Origin of the sequence: Pseudidiomarina aestuarii (genome assembly GCF_048263735.1) — a bacterium.
Taxonomy (GTDB): Bacteria; Pseudomonadota; Gammaproteobacteria; order Enterobacterales; family Alteromonadaceae; genus Pseudidiomarina; species Pseudidiomarina aestuarii_B.
Genome location: NZ_JBLXDX010000019.1, coordinates 1 through 6,032 on the forward strand (window position 1 = coordinate 1; position 6,032 = coordinate 6,032).

General features: G+C 64.8%; 6 protein-coding genes. 1 reads left to right on the forward strand and 5 read right to left on the reverse strand.

The genetic code is table 11. The features are described 5' to 3' along the window. From ACN0S4_RS13470 to hemA, 3 genes are all read right to left on the reverse strand, one after another. On the reverse strand, positions 1–700 hold a 700-nt coding region (locus ACN0S4_RS13470), incomplete at its 3' end, for an oxidoreductase (RefSeq protein ID WP_417658141.1). Beyond that, positions 697–1,200 (reverse strand): GNAT family N-acetyltransferase, encoded by a 504-nt coding sequence (locus ACN0S4_RS13475; RefSeq protein ID WP_038659339.1) that lies wholly within the window; start codon positions 1,198–1,200, stop codon positions 697–699. The genes ACN0S4_RS13475 and ACN0S4_RS13470, both read right to left, overlap by 4 nt. After that, the gene (gene hemA / locus ACN0S4_RS13480; protein WP_312143550.1) at positions 1,200–2,432 is read right to left on the reverse strand and encodes a 5-aminolevulinate synthase; all 1,233 of its coding nucleotides are present in this window, start codon (positions 2,430–2,432) and stop codon (positions 1,200–1,202) included. The genes ACN0S4_RS13475 and hemA overlap by 1 nt, the downstream gene beginning before the upstream one ends. 141 nt (positions 2,433–2,573) lie before the next feature. On the opposite strand from hemA, the gene ACN0S4_RS13485 reads away from it, so the two are divergent. Further along, on the forward strand, positions 2,574–3,455 hold the full coding sequence (locus ACN0S4_RS13485) for a helix-turn-helix transcriptional regulator (protein WP_226687120.1): 882 nt from the start codon (positions 2,574–2,576) through the stop codon (positions 3,453–3,455). On the opposite strand, the gene ACN0S4_RS13490 is transcribed toward ACN0S4_RS13485, so the two are convergent. Next, complete coding sequence (locus ACN0S4_RS13490) at positions 3,445–5,385, reverse strand: DUF3363 domain-containing protein (RefSeq protein WP_417658142.1); 1,941 nt, start codon at positions 5,383–5,385, stop codon at positions 3,445–3,447. The genes ACN0S4_RS13485 and ACN0S4_RS13490 overlap by 11 nt on opposite strands. A gap of 202 nt (positions 5,386–5,587) precedes the next feature. Continuing rightward, a partial coding sequence (locus ACN0S4_RS13495; RefSeq protein WP_417658143.1) for a S26 family signal peptidase occupies positions 5,588–6,032 on the reverse strand: 445 nt, incomplete at its 5' end.

A 6,032-nucleotide genomic window follows, 5' to 3' on the forward strand; every position in this document is an offset into this window, starting at 1 on the left:
CCACGAACGACCAGTCGACGGTGCGCTGGCGTACGACATGGACGAAACTGCTGTAGCCGGTGACGGGGGCCTCGCCGAGCGTTGCGCCGACCATCACCGTGTCGAGCACGGCGGGGCCGGATATCGAGAAGTCCGATCGAACGCCGATCACCTCGTCGACTGACCACGGACCTTCGATGGGGCAAATCCAGTTCACGAGGTCTAGTGCATGGATCACTTCACTTGTAACGCCGCAGGTCGGGCGATAATCGTTGATACGGTCCTTGCCCCAGTTGAAGTGGGCCCGCACCAGGCGCCACCGATGTCGAGCGACCCACTCGCGAAGCGTCTGGCTCGCAGCCGAGTAGCGCTCGACCAGGTTGAGCGCGAAGCCATTGAGCGAAGCGAGGGCGGTGTCGATGGATCTAAGGTCGTCAGCCGGTGTGACCAGCGGTTTTTCGCAAATGACGAATCCGTGATAGCCGCGCAGTTGGCCAAGCACCGAGGCATGGCTCACGTCATTGACGCTGACCACGATCAGATCGGGTCCAAACGCCTCGAGCGCTTGCTCGATGGTCCCGATTCGCTCTAGCGTGCTCGGCCTTTCTCGGCGATCCAGATAGGCGATCGACATCCCGACACCGCATGTGCGACCGACGTATTCGAGTGCGTGCTGCCATCGCAGTCCGGCATAACCCAGGCCGATAATGAGCACCTTCATGTCGGCGTCTCCTGGCGGACCAGCAAGCGCTCGCCGCTGGGCTGGAAGCCTAGCGACGAGTAAAGCTGCGCCCCGTCTTCTGTGGTTTGCAGCACGACGGTGCGCACCTCGCGGTTGTCGAACCAACGCAGCAAAGTGGTCATGAGCTCGCGGGCTATGCCTCTGGCACGGAACTGCGGTGCTACCACGACCGACTGCACCCACCCTGACAACCCGTTCGGGTTCGCGGCGGTGGGGGCCCTCGCGTCGATGATGCCGGTCGCGCACCCAATCACCTGGCCGGAGTCGCGATGCTCGACGGCAAGCACACGGACATTGTCGTTCGCGCCGAGGATGCTGCTCAGCCAAGTCCGGTACGCCGCTCGCCAGCGAGCGCACGCTTCTGGCGTGCGGCTTGAGTAGCTGGCGTCGGTGCCGTCGAGCAGTACGCCGCGCAGCTCGATCAGCATCGGGATGTCGAGCGCGGTCGCGCTGCGCACGTTGAATAACGAATCGCCCATCACGCCACCTCCGTCTTGAAGGCACGCGAAGCCCTGGGGATGTCGAAGTGCGCGAATGTCTCGTCCAGCGCTGCGGCGAGCTGCGCGATCTGCGCTTCGCTGTGGTTGGGCGTGGCGTTGATGCGAAAGCGCTCCGTGCCCACGCGTACCGACGGATAGTTGATTGGCTGGAGGTACACGCGGTGGGTATGGAGCAGGCGCTGGGCGGCAGCCTTGCACCGTTCGGCCTCGCCAACGAGAACGGGCAACACGTGCGTCTGCGAGCAGGGCATGACCGGGATGTCGTACTGCTTGAGCCGTTCACGAAGAAGCGCGGTCTTGGCGTGCAGCTGGGTGCGTTCGTCGTCGTGAGCCTTGAGGTATTCGACGCTTGCAAGGCAGCCGGCCGTAACCGCCGGTGGCAGCGAAGTGGTGAAGATGAAGCCGGTTGCGAAGGAACGCACGGCATCGACGATGACCTGGCTCGAGGCGATGTACCCGCCAATGACCCCGATGGCCTTGGCCATCGTGCCCTGGATGATGTCGATCTCGCCGGCCAGTCCGAGCTGCGCGGCAATGCCGGCACCGCGCGGACCGTACATGCCCACCGCATGAACCTCGTCCAGGTACGTCAGCGCGTTGTGGCGCTTGGCAACCTCGACGATACGTTCGATTGGCGCGATGTCGCCGTCCATTGAGTAAATCGACTCAAACACCACGAGCTTTGGCTGCCCGAGTGGGTAGCCAGCCAGGATCTCATCGAGATGACGGGCATCGTTGTGCCTGAATACCTTGCGCTCGTTGGGTGTTGCCCGAATGCCATTGACGATCGAGGCGTGGTTCATGGCGTCGCTCGCCACCAAACAGTCTGGAATCTGGCGCAGCAGGCATTGCAGGGTCGCATCGTTCGAGCCGAAGCCGGTTGGAAAGACCAGCGCGGCCTCCTTGCCATGCCACTCGGCAAGGCTGGCTTCCAGGCGGGCATACAGCTCATGGGATCCGCCGATATTGCGCGAGCCGCCGGAGCCGGCGCCGTAGGTCTCGAGTGCGACGTGCATCTGCTGGCGCACCGCCGGGTGCTGGGACATTCCCAGGTAGTCGTTGCTGCACCAGACAACGACCGGCTCCCGGTCGCTGCCCTGCAGCTTTGCCAGCGGGTACTGGCCACAGATGCGGCTGAGCGTTGTGAACGTGCGGTACTGGTTGGAGGACTTCAATGACTCCAGCTGTTCGCGAAGCAATGATTGGTACATCCGTATCTCTCCTAGCGATCTGGCCGCCTTGCCCCCTACCGACTGCTCTGCAATGGGGCTTTGCGCGACGAGGCGCTATTCTTAGTACCGGTGCCAGGGGGTTACAATTTGACTGGTTATGCTGTTACTGGAGGTAATTGGATGAGCGCACCGCGAAGCTTCGAACGAAACCGCACCGAGCTTGCCGACTTCCTGCGCAGCCGCCGTGAACGCATTACGCCGGAGGAGGTTGGCCTGCCGTCGGGCGTCAGGCGCCGTACGCCGGGCCTTCGACGAGAGGAGGTGGCCGCGCTCGCTGGGGTGGGGTTGTCCTGGTACACCTGGCTGGAGCAGGGCAGGGATATCGGCGTATCGGCGACATTTCTCGAGAACCTGGCCCGGACGCTCAAGCTCGATGCGACAGAACGTCGCCATCTGTTCCTGCTGGCCCATCAGCGCTTGCCGCCAGAGCCGGGCAAGACGTGGTGCGTGGTTCCGCCCCTCGTGCACCGGCTGATGGCCGATCTGCCGTTGCGCCCGGCGTATGTGTTGAACCTGCGTTGGGACGTGCTGGCCTGGAATGCTGCGGCCGATCGGCTGTTTGGCTTCTCGAGCTTTCCGGCCGAGCGCCGCAACCTGCTCTGGCTGCTGTTTACCGCCCCCTCGATGCGCACCCTGTTCGATCCCTGGCAGGATCAGGCGCTGCAAATCCTGTCGAGCTTCCGCCGCGACTTCGTCAGGGCCCCGCTCGATCCGGACATCGGCAACCTGGTCAAGGACCTGGAAAAGGTCGATACCGACTTCAGGATCTGGTGGCGCCAGCAGGATATCCATGGCCCGTGCCAGGGGGTTCGGTATCTTAGCGTCCCCGAGGTTGGCCCGGTCGTGTTCGACCATACGTCCTTGACGATCGACGTCGACCGCGACCTGCGGCTGGTCTATTACGCGGCCAGGGAAGGGCAGGCGCAGGGACGCCGTTTCGAGCAGTGGCTGACCAACCAGGCCCCGATCCCCAGCCCAGAAGACGCGTCGCTCATTCAATGACCGGGCCGCGCGAGCGCCCGATGTTCCATGACACCTGGTTGCGCTGGAGCCGTGCGGTCACCAAATGTCCGCGCCGCGGCTCGATGACCGGCTTCCAGGGCACCAGGCTGAAGCCACCGTCATGTTCAAGCTGCGCGTAGCGCCCGCTGGCAAGGTCCACATACCTCCGGTAGACGCCGGTGATCGGCACGCCGTCGACCGGCGCGAGATGCCGCATGCCGGTTCGTTCCTCGATTCCTTCCACCGTGGCGGCCAGTTCGCGCTGGCGAAGCGTTCCCAGCAGGTTCGGGGTGAATGACATCCGCTCGCCCTGTCGCTGTACCAGCCCTAGTTCCGCCAGGAAATCCGCTCGTTCGCGCAGGCACGTGCGAACCTCTGCGCCGAAGCCGTGTGTCGCCGGCTCCGCTGCTCGTCCCACGAGTTGCGCGTCGAGCCAGGTGGCACCCATGGCCCTCACCTGGCGATCGATTGGCAGTCGCGAATGGACCGTTACCGCCACACCGCTCGAGCGCTGCGCGTCGTAGCGGCTCCCCTTTTCCGCAAGGTCCTGCGGAACGCGCCATAAGCCGTTGCCTACCCGCTCGACGATACCGGCGCGGCGCAAGGCTTCGAGTCGGCGCTCGTGTGCATCGAGCAGTGATTCCCCGTCGATCTCCGGGTCTCGCTTCGTTAGCATGGCGCGATGCGTATCCCGGGCGTACAGGCCATCGACCGCCAGGGCGGCTATCCGGTTATCCATTGCACGTGGCGGGAAGGTACCCCTGACCTCGACGATTGCATCGACCGGGTAGCTCGATAGCTGTGCCTCGCGCGCGAGCGTGACGTGGTGGGCGCGGCCGTCCACGCCATCGACCACCAGGTAAGGCTGGTCGTGGGCGTCACCGGCCAGCCCCTTGGCTGCCACCCGCCCGATGATACAGCCGTCATGTCCCGGCTGAACGATATGCAGGTCCCGCTGGGTGCCGGCCATGGCGCGCTGCATCGTCCGCAGGATATCGCCGCGCTCGCCCATCTCGCGCAGCGTTCGCTCGGCCTGATCGAATACCCGCCAGTGCCCCCCCGTTCCCTGCCTGGCGAGCCCTAATCGTTCCAGGTGCTGGAGGCGCCCGATCAGCTGTTGGCACCGCGGGTGGCGTCCAAGAGCGTTCAATTGCAGTCCTTCCGGCGGCATCTGGCGGGCGAGCATGCGATCCAGGCTCGTCCAGCGATCCTGCGTCACTTCGCGCTGAGCGCTTTGCGCAATCTCCCGTTCCGTGCGCAGCCCGAGCCAATCGGTCGCCAGCGCCGATGCCCGCTCGCGCATCCCATGGGCGATGTAATCCCTGGCGATGACCAGATCCCGGCCGGATTCGTCTTTACCCCTCAACACGATATGGGTGTGCGGGTTGTCGGTGTTCCAGTGGTCGACGGCTACCCAATCGAGCCGCGTTCCCAGGTCCGACGAGACTCGCTCCATCAGGTGCCGGGTGAAGGTGCGCAGGTCATCGAGCGAGTTCGCGTCCTCGGGCGAGACGATAAGGCGAAACTGATGGCGATCATCGCGGCCGCGCGCTTCGAACGCCTGAATATCGACCTCATCGGTCAGTGCGCCGTAGGCCTTGCCCGGCTCGCCATCACGCCCGACGCCCTCTCGCTCGATGTAGCGCAGGTGCGTCGACGTGGATCGCCTGCCGGCGCGTTGGAGATTCACCAGGCGCGTCTTGACGGCGACACGCCGCAAATGGACCGAGCGACCTGTGCGGCCGAACTGAGCCATGACATGACCACGGCCGAGGCGGGCGCCTGGCCTTGCCGATCCCGCGCGCGCCTGGACGCCCGTCTTGTTGGCCTGGCGAAGTACCTGGCCAATGAAGGCCTGGCCACGCTGCTTCGGCGGCGCGACGCGAGGCCGGAATCGGTCCTCATGAAAGCTATCCCGATCGTCCATCATTGCCTCCCAGGTGGGCGTAGTGGGGCGAAGGGGTGCTCCGGTCGCCCGCATGGCCGGTGCGTCGCCGGCGCTGACAGGCACTCGAGACGGCAACGGCCGTGCCGTCTCCAACCCACGTGCAGACTGAGCCCACGCGTAACGGCGTAGGGTTCCCTTTTATCTTGCCCTCCGCCTTTCACGCCTCTCGGAGCCCCATTCGCCACTAATCGGCAAACAAACGATGTGCCGTGCCCAGCACGGTATGCGTGCTGACGGGACCGAAATAGCGGCTGTCGAACGAGTCGTCATGGCGCGGGGAAAGCAGCAGGAGTTCGTCATCCACCAGAGGGCGGCATCCTCGCCACTGCGGTATGGGGCGGCCGCGGCGGTCGTATGCACGCGCCTCTACTGCCGTAGCGCCGTCCACCAGTAGACGCGAGCCGATCGCACAGGCGCGCTGTGGCGGCGCTGCGAAAACCGGCTTGAGCATCGGTATCTCAATCGGAAGGTATCCACGGCGAGATGCAAGCTGGGCCGCGTCGCTTGGCAGGCGTACCAGGACCAGGTCCCCGACCCTTGGCAGCGCGTCCGGGTCGATGCGGTACCAGCCGGGTGGCACGCTGTCCGAAGCGTTGTAGACGACCCTCACCGGTAGCTCGAACAGGCCC

Excerpts from the sequence above, each read along its gene's own strand:
- ACN0S4_RS13490 (WP_417658142.1), bottom strand. The coding sequence starts at position 5,385 with ATGATGGACGATCGGGATAGCTTTCATGAGGACCGATTCCGGCCTCGC.
- ACN0S4_RS13485 (WP_226687120.1), top strand. The coding sequence starts at position 2,574 with ATGAGCGCACCGCGAAGCTTCGAACGAAACCGCACCGAGCTTGCCGAC.
- ACN0S4_RS13475 (WP_038659339.1), bottom strand. The coding sequence starts at position 1,200 with ATGGGCGATTCGTTATTCAACGTGCGCAGCGCGACCGCGCTCGACATC.
- hemA (WP_312143550.1), bottom strand. The coding sequence starts at position 2,432 with ATGTACCAATCATTGCTTCGCGAACAGCTGGAGTCATTGAAGTCCTCC.